Origin of the sequence: Brevibacterium sp. HMSC24B04, assembly GCF_001806835.1 — a bacterium.
In the GTDB taxonomy this organism is placed as follows: Bacteria; Actinomycetota; Actinomycetes; order Actinomycetales; family Brevibacteriaceae; genus Brevibacterium; species Brevibacterium ravenspurgense.
This window is the reverse complement of record NZ_KV786097.1, coordinates 41812-56666: the sequence shown is the minus strand read 5'-3', so window position 1 is coordinate 56666 and position 14855 is coordinate 41812. Positions and strand designations below refer to the sequence as shown.

General features: G+C 62.7%; 14 protein-coding genes and 1 other RNA gene. 9 read left to right on the top strand and 6 right to left on the bottom strand.

From position 1 onward, the window contains the following. Positions 1-39 precede the first annotated feature (39 nt). The 5 genes from ssrA to HMPREF3092_RS07930 all read right to left on the bottom strand — a co-directional run bounded on the left by ssrA (position 40) and on the right by HMPREF3092_RS07930 (position 4457). Positions 40-429, bottom strand: a transfer-messenger RNA (tmRNA) gene (gene ssrA / locus HMPREF3092_RS07950). 677 nt (positions 430-1106) lie between these two features. Continuing rightward, the gene (locus HMPREF3092_RS07945; RefSeq protein WP_070424491.1) at positions 1107-1745 is read right to left on the bottom strand and encodes a mycothiol-dependent nitroreductase Rv2466c family protein; all 639 of its coding nucleotides are present in this window, start codon (positions 1743-1745) and stop codon (positions 1107-1109) included. A 150-nt stretch (positions 1746-1895) separates the two neighbouring features. After that, positions 1896-2387 carry an SsrA-binding protein SmpB gene (smpB, locus tag HMPREF3092_RS07940; protein WP_019175988.1) on the bottom strand — a complete coding sequence of 164 codons (492 nt, stop codon included), beginning with the start codon at positions 2385-2387 and terminating at the stop codon, positions 1896-1898. Between the two features lie 36 nt (positions 2388-2423). Then, positions 2424-3554: a peptide chain release factor 2 gene (gene prfB / locus HMPREF3092_RS07935; RefSeq protein ID WP_070424490.1), complete on the bottom strand. Its 1131-nt coding sequence runs from the start codon at positions 3552-3554 to the stop codon at positions 2424-2426. 12 nt (positions 3555-3566) lie between these two features. After that, positions 3567-4457: an amidohydrolase family protein gene (locus HMPREF3092_RS07930; RefSeq protein ID WP_070424489.1), complete on the bottom strand. Its 891-nt coding sequence runs from the start codon at positions 4455-4457 to the stop codon at positions 3567-3569. 192 nt (positions 4458-4649) lie between these two features. Between HMPREF3092_RS07930 and HMPREF3092_RS07925 the strand changes: the two genes are divergently transcribed. The 8 genes from HMPREF3092_RS07925 (at position 4650) to HMPREF3092_RS07890 (ending at position 12918) form a co-directional block, all read left to right on the top strand. Further along, positions 4650-5873 (top strand): TadA family conjugal transfer-associated ATPase, encoded by a 1224-nt coding sequence (locus HMPREF3092_RS07925; RefSeq protein WP_070424488.1) that lies wholly within the window; start codon positions 4650-4652, stop codon positions 5871-5873. Further along, positions 5870-6745: a type II secretion system F family protein gene (locus HMPREF3092_RS07920; protein WP_061942224.1), complete on the top strand. Its 876-nt coding sequence runs from the start codon at positions 5870-5872 to the stop codon at positions 6743-6745. The genes HMPREF3092_RS07925 and HMPREF3092_RS07920 overlap by 4 nt, the downstream gene beginning before the upstream one ends. Further along, on the top strand, positions 6745-7671 hold the full coding sequence (locus HMPREF3092_RS07915) for a type II secretion system F family protein (RefSeq protein ID WP_070424487.1): 927 nt from the start codon (positions 6745-6747) through the stop codon (positions 7669-7671). Before HMPREF3092_RS07920 ends, HMPREF3092_RS07915 begins: the two co-directional genes overlap by 1 nt. A gap of 34 nt (positions 7672-7705) precedes the next feature. Further along, positions 7706-7924 carry a hypothetical protein gene (locus HMPREF3092_RS07910; RefSeq protein ID WP_019175994.1) on the top strand — a complete coding sequence of 73 codons (219 nt, stop codon included), beginning with the start codon at positions 7706-7708 and terminating at the stop codon, positions 7922-7924. Positions 7925-7968: 44 nt separating this feature from the next. Continuing rightward, positions 7969-8379 carry a TadE/TadG family type IV pilus assembly protein gene (locus tag HMPREF3092_RS07905; protein WP_256174410.1) on the top strand — a complete coding sequence of 137 codons (411 nt, stop codon included), beginning with the start codon at positions 7969-7971 and terminating at the stop codon, positions 8377-8379. Then, positions 8376-8801 (top strand): hypothetical protein, encoded by a 426-nt coding sequence (locus HMPREF3092_RS07900; RefSeq protein ID WP_061942217.1) that lies wholly within the window; start codon positions 8376-8378, stop codon positions 8799-8801. Before HMPREF3092_RS07905 ends, HMPREF3092_RS07900 begins: the two co-directional genes overlap by 4 nt. Then, positions 8798-9232, top strand: a complete 435-nt coding sequence (locus tag HMPREF3092_RS07895) for a pilus assembly protein TadG-related protein (protein ID WP_141737995.1) — start codon at positions 8798-8800, stop codon at positions 9230-9232. The genes HMPREF3092_RS07900 and HMPREF3092_RS07895 overlap by 4 nt, the downstream gene beginning before the upstream one ends. Before the next feature lie 158 nt (positions 9233-9390). Next, positions 9391-12918 carry an FtsK/SpoIIIE domain-containing protein gene (locus tag HMPREF3092_RS07890; protein ID WP_141737994.1) on the top strand — a complete coding sequence of 1176 codons (3528 nt, stop codon included), beginning with the start codon at positions 9391-9393 and terminating at the stop codon, positions 12916-12918. Between the two features lie 3 nt (positions 12919-12921). On the opposite strand, the gene HMPREF3092_RS07885 is transcribed toward HMPREF3092_RS07890, so the two are convergent. Next, positions 12922-13860, bottom strand: coding sequence for a histone acetyltransferase (locus HMPREF3092_RS07885; protein ID WP_070424484.1), 939 nt, complete (start codon positions 13858-13860; stop codon positions 12922-12924). Between the two features lie 165 nt (positions 13861-14025). Here HMPREF3092_RS07885 and HMPREF3092_RS07880 point away from each other — a divergent pair, with 165 nt between their 5' ends. After that, on the top strand, positions 14026-14853 hold the full coding sequence (locus HMPREF3092_RS07880) for a purine-nucleoside phosphorylase (protein WP_070424483.1): 828 nt from the start codon (positions 14026-14028) through the stop codon (positions 14851-14853). Positions 14854-14855: the final 2 nt, after the last annotated feature.

Here is a 14855-nt window from a genome sequence, read left to right as displayed (position 1 = left end):
TCCCGGGACACCGCATAAGCGGTGTCCCGGGACTTAACTGAGTGGAGATGCCGGGAATCGAACCCGGGTCCGTCGACGATGCACCGAGGCTTCTCCGGGTGCAGTTCGTGAAGAATGTTTCTTAGGTCCTGAGCTTGGCACGAACACCGTGCTCAACAGACGGAGTTGAGTAAAAGTCCCAACGATGTCCCCAACAAACATCGTCAGCAGTGGCTTTCTAAACTGATACCGGGAGCTAGGCCGAAAGCAGACCTAGGCCGGCAGAGTCGCAGCTCGCTAGTTGAAGGCCTTTATCAGGCGGCGAGGGCGAACTCGGTGCGGTCGTTAGATTTAGCACCTATTCTTTTGCAAGGATCGTTAACGAGATGACCCTGCATCCTCGACCCGCTTCACTCGACACACACGTCAACGTCGAAACCGATCATCCCCATATTCATTTGTCTAACACACAGCCATAACGCTGCGGACTCAGAAGATTATTCCACCCCAGCGGCCAACAACACCAACCGGGGTGCACCACAACGATGCCGAGGGTCCGCCCCGGAACAACAGCAGCACCCGAACCGGCACTTCCACCAGACTCACAGCACCACCACTGGCTAACTCAGAGATGCTCAGTTTGCAAACTGAAAAGCGCATATCCCACAGCTTTGTCCACAACGGTGGAAAAGCATCGCTCAACAAGCAAACCCCGTTGATTCACGGTTAAGGCAACCTTGCCACAGCCTTATTCCACAAACCCACCCACAGTGCACCCTGCGGCGTGACAGAAATCCACACTCCGGCATTCGCGCAGGTCAGAGACCCAAAACCAGCGAAACCGCCACCTCAGGCCGCACTCTGAGAAAATTTTTCCAGCAACTTATCCCCACTTTATCCACAGGGGCGCCTGAAAACTGCCCACATCCCCGAAAATCCGGGCGAAAACCGCACAAAACCAGCCCTAATCGGCCCCAAACGCCACCCGAAAACAGAAGTCCCGCTGCCTTCCCCAAAGGGAGCGACAGCGGGACCTATCAGACGTAAGTCGAGCTCCACCTCGTCAGAGGGAGAAAAGCAGAGACCACCCGAAGGCGCTCAGAAAATCAGCGCAAGCCTCAGAGAGTTCAGAGGCCCTTGGTGCTCTGCGTGTCAGGCCCTCCGGCCGGACGGGTGCGCTTGAGTTCGTAGAAGGTTTCGACCGTGGCCAGGCGGCTCAGGCCGTCCCACATGGCGAGGCCTTCTTCTTCCTCCGGAAGCGTGAGGATGACAGGGCCGAAGTAACCCTGCTTGGTGCCGTCTTCGCGTTCAAAGGCAATGATCGGCACACCGACATCGTCACCGACCAGGTCGAGAGCCGACTTCAGCTCAGCGTTGAGGTGCTCGTCCCAGCTGTCATCGTCAGCGGCCTTCAGGAGATCAGCAGACAAGCCAGAATCAGCAAGGATTTCGCTGATGAGCTCGTCAGTGAAGTCTGTGCCGTCAACGTGGCGAGCCGCACCGAACACCGTGTACAGGCCGCCGGCGTCGGCGCCTTCTTTCTCAGCCGCCGCAATCACACGCAGCACGCGGTGACCGGCGTTGTGGCCCTTGGAGTGGCCAGAGTTTTCGTTGGCGCCGCCGGGCAGTTCATCGTTCTTAATGGCCAGGCTGAATGGGCGCCAGGTGACGTCGATGTCGCGTTTAGCGCTGACCTGAACGAGCCAGCGGCTGGTAACCCAGCAGAAGGGGCAAGAGGGATCGTAATAAAAATCTACTCGCTGCATATCCCGAGTCTAACGACTCACGCTGCACCGCGCACCGGCCGAAACCCCTGCCGAGGTGCCCGCGGGTTCCAGCGCATGGGGCCGAGGTGCCGGCCTGGCTCCCGGTCATGTGCCGGCTGAGCGCCGACTACAGGAAGGCCGAGGTGCCGCTCACCTGTTCTGGCGCAGTGACATGGCGCGTTCGGCTTCGCGTTTGTCCTGCTTTTCGCGCAGCGCCTGGCGCTTGTCCCAGTCCTTCTTACCCTTGGCCAGGGCGAAGGAGATTTTGACGCGTGAACCGGAGAAGTACAGTTCCAGCGGCACCAGGGTACGGCCGGATTCTTTGAGCTTCTGGTTGATCTTGATGATCTCGGCTTTGTGCAGAAGCATCTTGCGCTTGCGCCTGGCGGCGTGGTTCGTCCACGTTCCCTGCAGGTATTCGGGAATGTAGATGTTCTCGATCCATGCCTCACCGCGATCAATGTGGGCGTAGCCGTCAGTGATGGAGGCGCGGCCTTCGCGCAGCGATTTCACTTCCGTGCCGGTGAGCACAAGGCCCGCTTCGAACTCTTCTTCCAGGTGGTAGTCAAAAGAGGCGCGGCGATTGCGCGCGACGACCTTTTTGCCGTCGTTCTTGGTGGTTTCGCCGGTCTTCTTAGACATGTTTTAGTGGGGTCTTTCGATTTGGGACGCGCTTGATCAGGGAAGCGCGTTTTCTTCTTCTGCCTTCTGCTGTTCTTCCTTGCGCCAGCGGATACCCGCTTCAAGGAAGCCGTCGATGTCGCCATCGAAAACAGCTGAGGGGTTGTTGACTTCGTAGCCGGTGCGCAGGTCCTTGACCATCTGGTACGGGTGGGTGACGTAGGAGCGCATCTGGTCACCCCACGATGCTTTGATGTCACCGGCGAGGCTCTTCTTCTGTGCCTCTTCTTCTTCGTGCTTCAGCTGCAGCAGTCGCGACTGGAGCACGCGCATGGCCGCGGCACGGTTCTGGATCTGCGACTTTTCGTTCTGCATCGACACGACAACACCCGTGGGGATGTGCGTGATGCGCACAGCCGAGTCAGTCGTGTTGACCGACTGACCACCGGGACCCGACGAACGGTACACGTCGATGCGCAGGTCGTTTTCGTCAATGTCGACGTGGTCGGTCTGCTCGATGAGCGGAATGACTTCGACTGCGGCAAACGATGTCTGGCGGCGGCCCTGGTTGTCGAACGGGCTGATGCGCACCAAGCGGTGCGTGCCGGCTTCAACGGACAGGGTGCCGTAGGCGTAGGGCGCGTTGATCTGGATGGTTGCGGACTTCACGCCCGCACCTTCCGCATACGAGGTGTCGAGCTCCTGCACGTTGTATTCGTTGTTTTCAGCCCAGCGCACGTACATGCGGGTGAGCGTCTGTGCGAAATCGGTGGCGTCGTCACCACCGGCACCGGCACGAACGGTGATCACTGCGGAGCGTTCGTCGTATTCACCGGACAGGAGCGTGGCGATTTCCATGTCCGACAGTTCGCGCGCAAGCTTGCTGACTTCGTCCTGCGCTTCCTGCAGGGCGTCATCGTCGTCTTCGTCTTCGGCCATGGAGACCAGCAGTTCGACGTCTTCAATGCGTTCGTCAAACTTTTCGAGCTTTTCGAGCCTGGACTGGCGGTGCGACAGCTTCGAGGTGACCTGCTGGGCTTCGTCCGGGTTGTCCCACAGGTCAGGTGCTGCCGCCTGCTCGGTGAGCTCAGCGACTTCTGAGCGCAGCTGATCGATGTTGGACACCTCGCGGATCGAGGCGAAGGTCTGTTTGAGGTCGGCGATTTCGCTCGCAAAGTCAAAGGCCATAGTCCTGCCAGTCTACGGCACCGGGTTCAGAAGACGCTGACCGTTGTCCCACAGCACGGCCCGCAGCCACTCCTCCCCCAGCTCCAGCCGTTCAAGCGCTTCAACCTGGTGGGCGTAGCTGTAGGGGATGTTGGGGAAGTCTGAGGCGAAAACAATCCGATCCCCGTAATCGCCCAGCCGCCTGCGGTACTCCGCTGAGGTCGGGGCGAACGTCTCCGTGAAATCAGTCAGCGCCATACAGGTGTCCAGATGGAAGTTCGGGTGTTCATCGGCCAGGTCAAGGAACGCCTCGTAATCTGGCATGCCCAGGTGGGCCATGACCAAGGTGAGATTCGGGAACCGCCTCAGCACATCCCTGATCGGCTCGATACCCGTGTGCGCTCCCCTCTGGGGAGCATGGCCTGCATGAATGACGATGGGGAGCTCCGCCTCGGCGATCATGCCCCACACGGGGTCGAGGTAGGGGTCGGTCGGGTCGTAGCCGCCCACCTGCACATGGGCTTTGAAAACCCGGGTGCCGGAATCGATGGCGGTGCGGACGTAGTCTTCAGCTTCCGGTTCCGGGTAGAAGGTGCTGCTGTGGGCACAGTCGGGAGTGCGGGCGACGAAGTCGGCTGCCCACGAGTTGAGCCAGGCGGCCATGTCCGGCTTGTGCGGGTAGAGCAGTGAGGTGAACTGCTTGACCCCAAGCGCGCGCAGGGTGTCGATGCGTTCGGTTTCGTCAGTCCGGTAGGTGATCGGCCAGTCGTAGCCGAGGACTTCTTCTGCCTGTTCGAAGTAGGCCCACACTTTGCGCAGCACGTTGTGCGGCATGAAGTGCGTGTGGATGTCGGTCAGACCGGGGATGCCCAGCTGTGTGCAGAGGTCGCGGATGTAGTTCGCATCGTCGTTGAGGCTCGCCATGGGTTCACTGTATGTCAGTGGTGAAGAGTAAGGGCATCGGCCGTGTGGACATCCAAACGGACCCAATGAAGTTATCCACAAATTCGGCGCAACCCGTAGCTATCAGGCGAAACGTCCTCTATATTTCGAAATACCGAACTCGCCGTGCAAAGGAGCACGGCTATGCAGAGGACAGGAAGAGGCTGAGCCGGCATGGATGCCACAGACATCATCGCCGAACAGGTCCGCGATGCTGTCAGGCTTCGCGGACTCGACCCTCGTATGGAGCCCGAACCCACCAGGGCGCTCATCCGCGATGTGATCGCCGCCTACGACGAACACACACTCAGCGGATCACTCCCCCTGCTCGATGACCCCGAACAGGCATTCCAGCGGATAGTCGACGACCTCACCGGCTTCGGACCCCTACAGCGATTCCTTGACGACCCAGAAGTCGAAGAGATCTGGATCAACAGTCCCGACAAGGTGTTCATCAGCCGCGACGGCGTCAGCGAACTCACCACGCTCGTCCTCAGCGACACCGACGTCTACGAACTGATCGAAAAGATGCTGCGCACCAGCGGCCGTCGCGTCGACCTCTCACAGCCCTTCGTCGACGCGAGCCTGCCGGACGGTTCCCGACTGCACGTGGTCCTGCCCGACATCACACGCCGCCACCCTTCGGTGAACATCCGCAAGTTCATCAAGAAGACCCGCAGCCTAGACGACCTGGTCAGAACAGGTTCCCTCACCTCGTCAGCGGCACGATTCCTCGATGCGGCAGTCAAGGCCGGCGCCAACATCGTGGTCTCCGGAGCAACTCAAGCCGGCAAAACAACAATGCTCAACGCGCTTGCCGGCTCCATCCCGGCACGCGAACGGGTGATCTCCTGTGAAGAAGTCTTCGAACTGGCCATTCCCACCCGCGACTGGGTGCCCATGCAGTGCCGGCAAGCATCCCTGGAGGGCACCGGTGAAGTCACACTGCGCGACCTCGTCAAAGAGGCCCTGCGCATGAGGCCCACCCGGATCGTCGTCGGCGAAGTCCGCCAAGCAGAAAGCTTCGACCTGCTCATTGCTCTCAACTCCGGCCTGCCCGGTATGGGCACCATCCACGCCAACTCGGCGCGCACCGCCGTAACGAAGCTGTGCACCCTACCGCTGCTGGCCGGACCGAACATCGGCTCCGAATTCGTCACACCCACTGTTGCGGCGGCGCTCGACCTGGTCGTACACCTGGCTCTGAACGCCGACGGTTCCCGCCGGGTCGTAGAAATCGCGGCGGTGCCCGGTGGAATGGAAAACGGCGTCGTCGAACTCGAAAGCGTTTTCCACACCGTGAACGGCACCCTGGTCCGCGGCACCGGGTTTACGCACCTGGGCGAGCGCTTCTCCCGCATGGGGCTGAACATCCACCAGATTCTGGAGAACGCATGAGCGCCTCGGTAGCCGCCGTCATGTGCGGTGTGGGAATCGGCACCGGGCTGGCTCTGCTGTGGTTGGCCATGTGGGAAGGTCCGCCGAAGCGCAAACACACGTTCGGCTTTATACAGAACCTCGAAGACCAGCTCAAGACGGCCGGGTTCCACCGGTTGAAACCGGCACATGTTTTCGTCGCGGCTGTCCTTGCCGCCGTGCTGACGATGTTCACGGTATGGGTCGTGACAAACGCCCTGCCGATTGCCGTGTGTTTTGGCATCTTTGCCGCAGCTGCGCCTTTTGCTGCTTTGAAGGCGAAAGCTCGCAAAACCGCTTTCAGCCGCCGTGACCTGTGGCCGCAGGCAGTCGATCATTTGAGTTCGGGTGTGCGCGCCGGGCTCTCGCTGCCTGAAGCCGTTGCCGCTCTTGCTGAACGCGGACCCGAAGGGCTGCGGCCCATCTTCGCCGTGTTCGTCCGCGAATACCGCGCAACAGGTGTTTTCTCAGTCGCATTGGACCGGCTGAAGGACGCAGCAGCGGACCCCGTTGCAGACCGGATTGTGGCAGCACTGCGAGTCACCCGCGATGTCGGCGGTTCTGATCTGGGCACCCTGCTGAAAACCCTCAGCCACTTCCTGCGCGAAGATTCACGCACCCGGGCAGAACTCACGGCACGCCAATCGTGGACCGTCACGGGTGCGCGTCTGGCAGTGGCCGCCCCGTGGGTTGTTCTGGGCATGCTCGCCACCCGCCCGGAAGCCGCTGCTGCCTACAGTTCACCGCGCGGCGCAGTGCTGCTGGCCGTCGGCCTGGTGGTGTCACTCACCGCTTATTCAGCCATGAAGCGCATCGGCCGACTGCCGGAAGAACCACGAGTCCTGAGGTCCTGATGTCTCCCATTGTTGTCATTGCTCTGGGCGTGCTCATCGGAATTGCCGCCGCCAACCTCGTCATGGCCCTGCCGATTATGCGCCGCCCCAGCCTTGAGGATCGTCTGGCGCCCTACATGCGGGAATCGGAAACTGTGGGCCGGATGTATGCGCTTTCAGCGCCTGACACCGGAGGACTGCGCGGGTTCATCGGCACAGTCATCGGCAAGGTCGCCAGCTGGCTGGGTGAACGGCTGACAACGGATGCCGGAGTGCGCAGCCGACTGGAGCGCCTGGGCCCTCACGCCACGATTGAGCGTTTCCGTGCCCAGCAGATCGCCTGGACCGCCGCCGGAATTGTGCTCGGCATCGCTGCGGCTATCGGTCTGACCGCAGTACGAGGTTTCCACCCCGTGGTGGTCATCGCAATGCTCCTCCTGTTCGGCGTCGCCGGGCATTTCTTCAACGACTGGCTGCTCACCCGCGCCGTCCGCCGCCGCGAACAGCGGATCCTCGCGGAGTTCCCCACGATTGCCGAACTGCTTGCACTGTCCATCACCGCCGGCGAATCAACCGTCGATGCCCTTGAGCGCATCTGCCGCACAACAACGGGGGAACTCAGCCGCGAACTCCAGACCGCCCTGGCCGAGGCACGCACCGGAACACCCCTGGTGGAAGCCCTGGACACCATGGCGCAGCGCTCCGGTGTACGCAGCCTGAGCCAGTTCGTCGATGGGATAGCCGTCGCCATTGCCCGCGGCACTCCGTTGTCAGAGGTTCTGCGCGCCCAGGCTGCCGATGTCCGCGCCGAAGGCCGCCGCTCACTCATGGAACTGGCAGGCCGCAAAGAAGTCGGAATGCTCGTTCCCGTTGTCGCCTTCGTCCTGCCGATCACCGTCATCTTCGCCGTCTATCCATCGCTTGCGGTCCTGCAGCTGGGACCGTAACTGCTTGCTCCAACACAAGTTCAAAGGAGAACTCATGTTTGACCGATTCACCGCACACCTGCTGGCATTCGCAGCCGCCGTCTTCCCACCCACCACTGGGCGACGCAGCCGTTCTGACCGAGGCGATGTGCCGGGCTGGGTGCTCATCACAGTAATGACAGCGGCCCTCGTGGTCGGCTTGTGGGCATTGGCCGGCGAAGCATTCACCGGCTTCTTCCAAGATTCCATGAACAAGGTCCGCAACGCGGGCTGATGACCACCCGCACAGTGCCCTCTCATAGGGCACCTGCCCACACCTTGACGGCCCTTACAGTGCGCCCGCGAAGAACACCCGCACGCAGAGCCGATGCGGGCAATGCGGTTGCCGAATTCGTCCTCGTGGCAGCACTGCTGAGTTTGGTGTTTGCGGCTGTCCTGCAGATTGTGCTGGCAATCCACGTGCGCAACACGGTCACGGATTCAGCTCTTGCCGGCGCCCGTCACGCCAGCCTGGTCGGACACACTCCAGACCAAGGTGCTGAGGTCGCCCGCGAACTCATCACCACCGCGATTTCACCGAGCTACGCCGAAGACATCACTGTCGAAGAAGACCACGAGGCGGGGCTCGTCACCGTCACAATCCGCACCCCTGTTCCCGTGGTCGGGTTCCTGGGTCCCAGCGGTGTGTGGGAGCTGCGCGGGCGGGCCCTGATGGAGGATCCGTCGTGAGAAAAGCGGATTCCGGGCGGGCCCCGATCGAGTTCATCTTCGCCTCGGTCGTCCTCATCATTCCCCTGGTGTACGGGGCGCTCGCGTTTTCCCAGGTGCAGTCAGCCGCCTACGCGGCCCAGGCTTCCGCGGTCGATGCCGCACGCGCAGCAGCCCGCTATCCGCAGTCAGCCGAGGAGCGCGCACACCAGTCCGCCCAGCTGCACTTCGCCGATTTCGGCTTGGGCTCTGCCGAATACACCATCCGCTTTGACTGCGCCGGAGACTGCCAAAAAGACGGGACTCGTGTGACGGCGACTGTGGAATCTACTGTTCCGCTGCCCGGAATCCCCCGCTGGCTGACGTCCGGTGGGAAGGCCGGCATCACCGTCCAGTCGGAACACGCCGACATTGTCGCGGCATTCGGTGAGGTCAGGCCATGAGCAGGCGCAAGGATCGCGGCTCGATCATGCCTCTGTCCATTGGGTTTATGAGCATCGCGCTGGCCCTGCTCATCATTGCTGTCGTCATCACCGACATCTACATGGCCCACCGCAAGCTGTTTGCCATGGCGGATTCAGCTGCACTGGCCGCCGCGGACTCCTACACGCCGAGCCTGACCGAACAGCCGTCCCTGTTCTTCACCAACGCCGACATTGAAAGCGCCGCCAGCCGCTACATCCGGCAGTCCGCCGACGATTCCCGGTGGACAAGCATGCGCGTGCGAGCGCACACCACCGACGCCAATCACGTGTCCGTTGAACTCACCGCCGGCTACAAACCGGTGCTCATCAGCCCTTTTGTACCCAAAGGACTCCCCTTGCGCGCCGCGGTCACAGTTGAAGGGGCTCTGCTCGATCCCGAATCCAGGTGAATCACGAGGTGCCGCCCGGCACGGTCTTTTAGGGTCGGCTTCTGTGGGGCTTGTGGGTCGCTGACTTCTGTTCCGCGCTCTGTGGACAGGGCGCGTGCAATCCACAGGGGTTCAACATTGGGGTGTGCGGCGATGCTCAGCTCGCCTATGTTCCGAACATGGCTCAGACAACCGTTCACGTCACCGGACAGGGGCACGCGTCGTTTTCGCTCAGTGCTCCTGACCGTGCGAGCGCCGCTGATGTTCTAGCCGCCTTCACCCGCCACACCGCGGGTGATTCTGTCGGGGCGTGGGCAGTCCGGTCCGATGCCGAACACTCTCGCCCCACCTCGGAAACCTGGCGGCAGTGGTGTTCCCAGCATCCGGCGACCGTCGTCAGTCGTCCCAGCCGGCTCGACGTGCGTGCGAGGCTCACCGGAGTCCAGCCTGCCGCCACGATCGTGGCAGGACCGGACGCTGGTTTTTCTTTCGCACTGCCGCCGCACACTGTCACGGTCGGTCGCAGCGAACGCGCTGATTTCTGTCTGCAGGACCCTTTTGCATCGCGCACTCCGCAGCAGCTGCGGTTCGGAACGAATACGGTCGGCAGCAGTGTCGTGGTTGTTGATGACGGGCAGCCCGAAACCGTCAACAGCACGGCAGTTCCGTGGCCGAAACCGCCACGGGTCGCACAGCTGAACCGCCCGTCGATTCTGCATCTGGTCATTCCACTGGTCATAGGGATTGCCCTGGCGATGGCCATGCAAGTGTGGTGGTTTCTTGCCTTCAGCCTGTCCGGCCCGCTGAGCGCGGGACTGCAGCTGCTGACAGAGCGGCGGCGCATCCGCCGGCAGTCAGCCGAAGGTCTGCGTTCCTATGCCGCCAGTCTGCGCACGCTTGCAGAAACGGTAGAGCAGCGAGCGGCCGAAGCGAAGATTCCGCCCAGTCGTGACCGGCTGACGGTGTGCATCGGCTACGGGACGGTTCTCCTTCCCGCGGCGGTCGCCGAACCACCCGAACCGGATGAATCGTGGGATGACGACTACCGTGCCGCGTGCCAGACACTCGAGGGCAGAACCGTGCTGCCTATCGATGCTGCCACACGCAGAATTCAGACCCAGGCGCCCATCAACATCGACCTTCGGGAACACTCGGCTGTCCTCTGCGGTGCTGAGGCCGTGCCGATTGTCCGGGCTCTGTGCGCCCCACTCAGTGCTGCCGCGATTGTTGTCCACGGCCGTGCTGCAGCCCGACGCACCCCGGAACTGCTGACTGCTTTACCCGTCTGCCCCTGCGTGTATGGAGAGAACTGTGGCGACAGCGAGGCGGCTGTAACCATCACGGTTGACCACGACCGGATTGCCGTAGCCGGCGCTGACGCCAAGAAGCCGGTTGTGGTTGAAGCGTCTGCCCGCAATGCGCGGATCGTGCAAGCTGCCTCATCATCTGCGACGATGCCGGAGCCCGGCGTGATCAATCCGGCGCGCATGTCCACCGGAAGGTTCCTCAGCTTGTGCCCGCACACGTCTGGCACGGACGAGGCATGGTCGGAACCGGTCAGTTTCGACGAGTTGGCCTCCCAGTGCACGCGGGCCGAGGTGCCCATCGGCCTGGGCCCGGACGGCCCGGTTTCCGCTGATCTGTTCGCAGATGGTCCCCACGCGCTTGTTGCCGGCACCACGGGAAGCGGAAAATCAGTCCTCCTGCAGACGTGGATTGCCGCTCTGTGCCGCAGTCGACGGCCGGATGAGCTGCGGTTGATCCTCATGGACTTCAAGGGCGGAGCGGCGTTCTCGTCCCTGGCTGGGCTGCCGCACGTTGAATCGTGTTCGGACAATCTGGACCTGCGTTCAGCCCTGCGCACTCTGCGCAGCGTTCAGGCGGAGGTCCGCTATCGCGAGGGCGTGCTCAAAGCCTCCGGATGCCCCGACATTGACGCCCACAATCAGACTGAAGCCGGGCCTCTGCTTCCGCGAATCGTTGTTGTGATTGACGAGTTCCAAGTGCTGACGGCCGACTTTCCACCCGGTGTTGAAGCGCTGGAATCCCTCACGGCCTTGGGACGGTCGCTTGGCATCCACATAGTGCTGGCCACGCAGAAGCCTTCCGGGGTCATCACATCGCGCATGCGCACAAACATCGCTCTGCGCATCTGCATGCGCGTACGGGATGCTTCTGACTCACTCGAAGTGCTCGATTCCCCTGTTGCTGCTGACTTCCCGCCGGACCGGCCCGGGATGGGCTGCATATCCACCGGTCACCGCAGCGATATGTTCCGCGCGGCCAGTCTGGACATTCCCGCTGACGCATCTGCCCAGGTGACCTGGCACCGGCTCGACACTGGCGGGCGCGACCCCGGTTCCGCCTCGGGTGCGTGCAGCATCGAGGTCGAGGCGCCACCGGTCCCAATCCTGCAGCAATTGCTGCAGGTCAAGGTGCCGAGAAACAGCCGGCGAATCACCCCGGAAGCTCTGCCTGACGTTTTGCCGCTGACCGAATCGGGGCCGGTGGGGCTTATTGATCTGCCCGACCAGCAGACCGTTGTCGACTGGACGCCCGAGGCGGATCTCAGCACCGCAATCGTCGGCGGGCCGCGCACGGGAAAATCATCTTTGCTGTGGCTGCTGGCCCGCGCGTTTTCTGGGGTCGACAAGGGGTCTCAGGTTGGTACGGGAGCTCAGTCCCCGGACAGTGTTCTCTTCACACGCGATGGCCCTTCGCACTGCTTGCCGGAGATGCTCGTTGTCAATCACGCTGATGCGTGGCTGGTGGAATACGCACTCGGCAGGATGGAGCAGAAGGTTGCGTCTGGTGGACGTCCGCGAGTGTTCATTGACGACTTCGAACACCTGACTTCTCAACCGCACATGCTCATGCGCTTCGAAGCGCTGCTGAGTGACACCGCGGCCGTCATCGTGTGTGACCGCAGAACACTGAGCTCAAAGGTCGGCGCATCGATCAGCCGACGGGTTTTCTTCCCTCCCGCTTCCGGTGGGGACACGGTGTTTTTGGGACTCAGCAATCACCGCTTTGACGGTTTTCCGCCCGCGGGACGGGCCGTTCTCATTGCCCCACACACCGACTGTGGTGAAGCGCGTGCAGATGAGGGCTTGTCTCAGTGGGACGCCGATGTCATTGGGCCTGACGGGGTCGATGTGCAGGTCGCCTACACGGAGGGGACGGCTGGTGCTGCCGGCGGCGTGGGGTCTATGAACACTCCGGGTGCTTTTGCTGACCCCGCTCCCCCGTTGCCGTGGGGTATCGGGCGCACCCCGACTCCTGGTGCTCTCGGCTACGGCCCCTGCGGCGAGCCTGTTGTGTGGGACGCAGAAGAGCACGGCCACGTGCTGAGCATCATTGGTCCGGCAGAAGTGCGGCAGAGTATCGCCGCCACCCTTACTTCCTCTGGGCTGCCCGACTGTTTCACACTGCTCAGCGCGGCCGATGCACTCCCAGGTGACATCACACCGGCAATGACGGCAGAAAGGGCAGTGCTTGGGTGGGGTCTGCATGAACAGCTGCCCTATGGATCGCCCACCGCCCAAGCGAGCGCTGTGGGCCCCAGAATCATCGTGGGCGCCAGAGCTCAAGCCGAACTGGAAAACCTCGGTCTGCGACACCTGCCCGTCGCCCCACCGGGGATTGCATGGTTCATCACGCGGATTGCCGCAATACCGATACAGCTGCAGGAAGGGCCACCGCTATGAGACTCAGCTGGTGGCAACCGTGTCGTACTCGTAGAGCACGCGCGCTTTGCCGGCCTGCACCAGGCCGTCGATGAGCGTTGAGAGCACCGGCATTTCGTCCGTCACCTCAACGACCACCGGGGTGTCAGTCGACAGACGGGCAATGAGCGCGCCCGTGTCCTCAAGTGCAGCCTGGAACTCGGGAGAATCAGCCGGCCCTGCCCCGCCAGCATCGCCCGCAGCTTCACCGTCGTACACGGAGCCGACGGTCAGCTCGGTCGCCCCGTCCTCACCGTCGTCAATCGCGGGGAACGACACTGCAAAAACAGTGATCTGACCATCGCGACGCATGAGCGCAGCCCCGTGCGCACCGGTTGCTTCAGACAGGAAACGCTGGTTGACCTGACCAATCGTCATATCAGCCGGACGGTCAGCGCGATTAACGCCCGCATACCAGCTGCCGAACGCCTGAGTCAGCGCGACAGAACCGGTGGCGGTCACCTCGAAATCGTCCAGTCGGTCAGCACCCAAACCGCCCAGACCGGCAGCCTCAATGCGGACCACCCGGGTGCGAAACAGCGGCGAAAAGCCCCAGGCTGCAGCGGCCTGCGCTCCCGGCGTGCCCGGCTCCACCCGAGCCCGCAGCGGCAGCCCCTCCAGATCCGTGCCAACAACAGCCTCGCGTGCAGCAGTCAGCAGAGCCGTACCGACACCTCGTCGTTCATCGGTCGAAGCGACCTCAACATGTGCCCACGCACGCGTAGGGTGGGCCGGCGACTGTGCCACAGCGGCAGCACCGACCAGCACATCATCGGCCGCTTCGGCGACAACAGCCCGGCTGGCAGGAACATCAGCATCCGCACGGAACAGCGAACGAGCCATGTGGGCGGCAGGGTTCTGCGGATCACCGAGGATCGTGTTGAGCTTGAGATCGTCACCGTCGACAAAAGGGCGGATGCGCATACAAAGTCCTTCCAGGGCAGCTGACCCCACCATTTTAGGCCCGCCCACCCCAGCGCCCGGCCCCGGCAGATGAGACCAGCCCCGCGGTGTCTCGCAGTGCCTGACGGGAGCGCATTCCGATACCGTTATGACATGACTTCGAATACCTCGCCCACGGAGGCTCAGATGACGGACAACCCCATGGAAACGGCCGAAGAGGCCGCAGCGGTCATCAACTCGGCAGCCGGTGTCGACAAACACGACATCGCACTGGTTCTCGGCTCCGGCTGGGGAAGCGCAGCAGACCTGCTGGGCGACACGATCGCCGAAACCCCGGCGGCAGAAGTCCCCGGATTCCACGCCTCGGTCGTTGCCGGCCACGGCGGCACCCTGCGCTCCATCCGCCTGAAGAACAGCGACAAAGTCGCCCTCGTCCTGGGTGCGCGCACCCACTACTACGAAGGCCGCGGCGTACGCGCAGTCGCCCACGGAGTCCGCACCGCAGCGGCCGCCGGGGCAGACAAGCTCGTGCTGACCAACGGCTGTGGTTCAACCTCAGAAGAGTTCGCCCCCGGCACCCCGGTCATCATCAGCGACCACCTCAACCTCACCGCCGTCAGCCCGCTTGAAGGTGCAAACTTCGTTGACCTGACGGACCTCTACTCGCCGCGCCTGCGCGATATTCTGCGCAGTGTCGACCCCGAACTCAAAGACGGTGTCTACGCGCAGTTCCCCGGACCGCACTACGAAACCCCGGCGGAAGTCCGCATGGCCCGCACCCTCGGCGCTGACCTCGTCGGCATGTCCACCGCCCTCGAAGCAATCGCAGCCCGTGCCGCCGGGCTGGAAGTCGTGGGCATTTCGCTGGTCACCAACCTCGGCGCCGGAGTGTCCGCCACTCCCCTGTCGCACGCCGAAGTCATCGAAGCCGGCCAGGCCGCAGGTCCGCGCATCTCAGCGCTGCTGGCCGAAGCCGTCAGCACGATGGCCGAACTGCCCCGACAGGAGCGCTGAGC

What these genes read in the sequence shown, in the direction of transcription:
- HMPREF3092_RS07945 (WP_070424491.1), bottom strand. Translation starts at nt 1,745, where the DNA reads ATGCAGCGAGTAGATTTTTATTACGATCCCTCTTGCCCCTTCTGCTGG.
- smpB (WP_019175988.1), bottom strand. Translation starts at nt 2,387, where the DNA reads ATGTCTAAGAAGACCGGCGAAACCACCAAGAACGACGGCAAAAAGGTC.
- prfB (WP_070424490.1), bottom strand. Translation starts at nt 3,554, where the DNA reads ATGGCCTTTGACTTTGCGAGCGAAATCGCCGACCTCAAACAGACCTTC.
- HMPREF3092_RS07930 (WP_070424489.1), bottom strand. Translation starts at nt 4,457, where the DNA reads ATGGCGAGCCTCAACGACGATGCGAACTACATCCGCGACCTCTGCACA.
- HMPREF3092_RS07925 (WP_070424488.1), top strand. Translation starts at nt 4,650, where the DNA reads ATGGATGCCACAGACATCATCGCCGAACAGGTCCGCGATGCTGTCAGG.
- HMPREF3092_RS07920 (WP_061942224.1), top strand. Translation starts at nt 5,870, where the DNA reads ATGAGCGCCTCGGTAGCCGCCGTCATGTGCGGTGTGGGAATCGGCACC.
- HMPREF3092_RS07915 (WP_070424487.1), top strand. Translation starts at nt 6,745, where the DNA reads ATGTCTCCCATTGTTGTCATTGCTCTGGGCGTGCTCATCGGAATTGCC.
- HMPREF3092_RS07910 (WP_019175994.1), top strand. Translation starts at nt 7,706, where the DNA reads ATGTTTGACCGATTCACCGCACACCTGCTGGCATTCGCAGCCGCCGTC.
- HMPREF3092_RS07895 (WP_141737995.1), top strand. Translation starts at nt 8,798, where the DNA reads ATGAGCAGGCGCAAGGATCGCGGCTCGATCATGCCTCTGTCCATTGGG.
- HMPREF3092_RS07890 (WP_141737994.1), top strand. Translation starts at nt 9,391, where the DNA reads ATGGCTCAGACAACCGTTCACGTCACCGGACAGGGGCACGCGTCGTTT.
- HMPREF3092_RS07885 (WP_070424484.1), bottom strand. Translation starts at nt 13,860, where the DNA reads ATGCGCATCCGCCCTTTTGTCGACGGTGACGATCTCAAGCTCAACACG.
- HMPREF3092_RS07880 (WP_070424483.1), top strand. Translation starts at nt 14,026, where the DNA reads ATGACGGACAACCCCATGGAAACGGCCGAAGAGGCCGCAGCGGTCATC.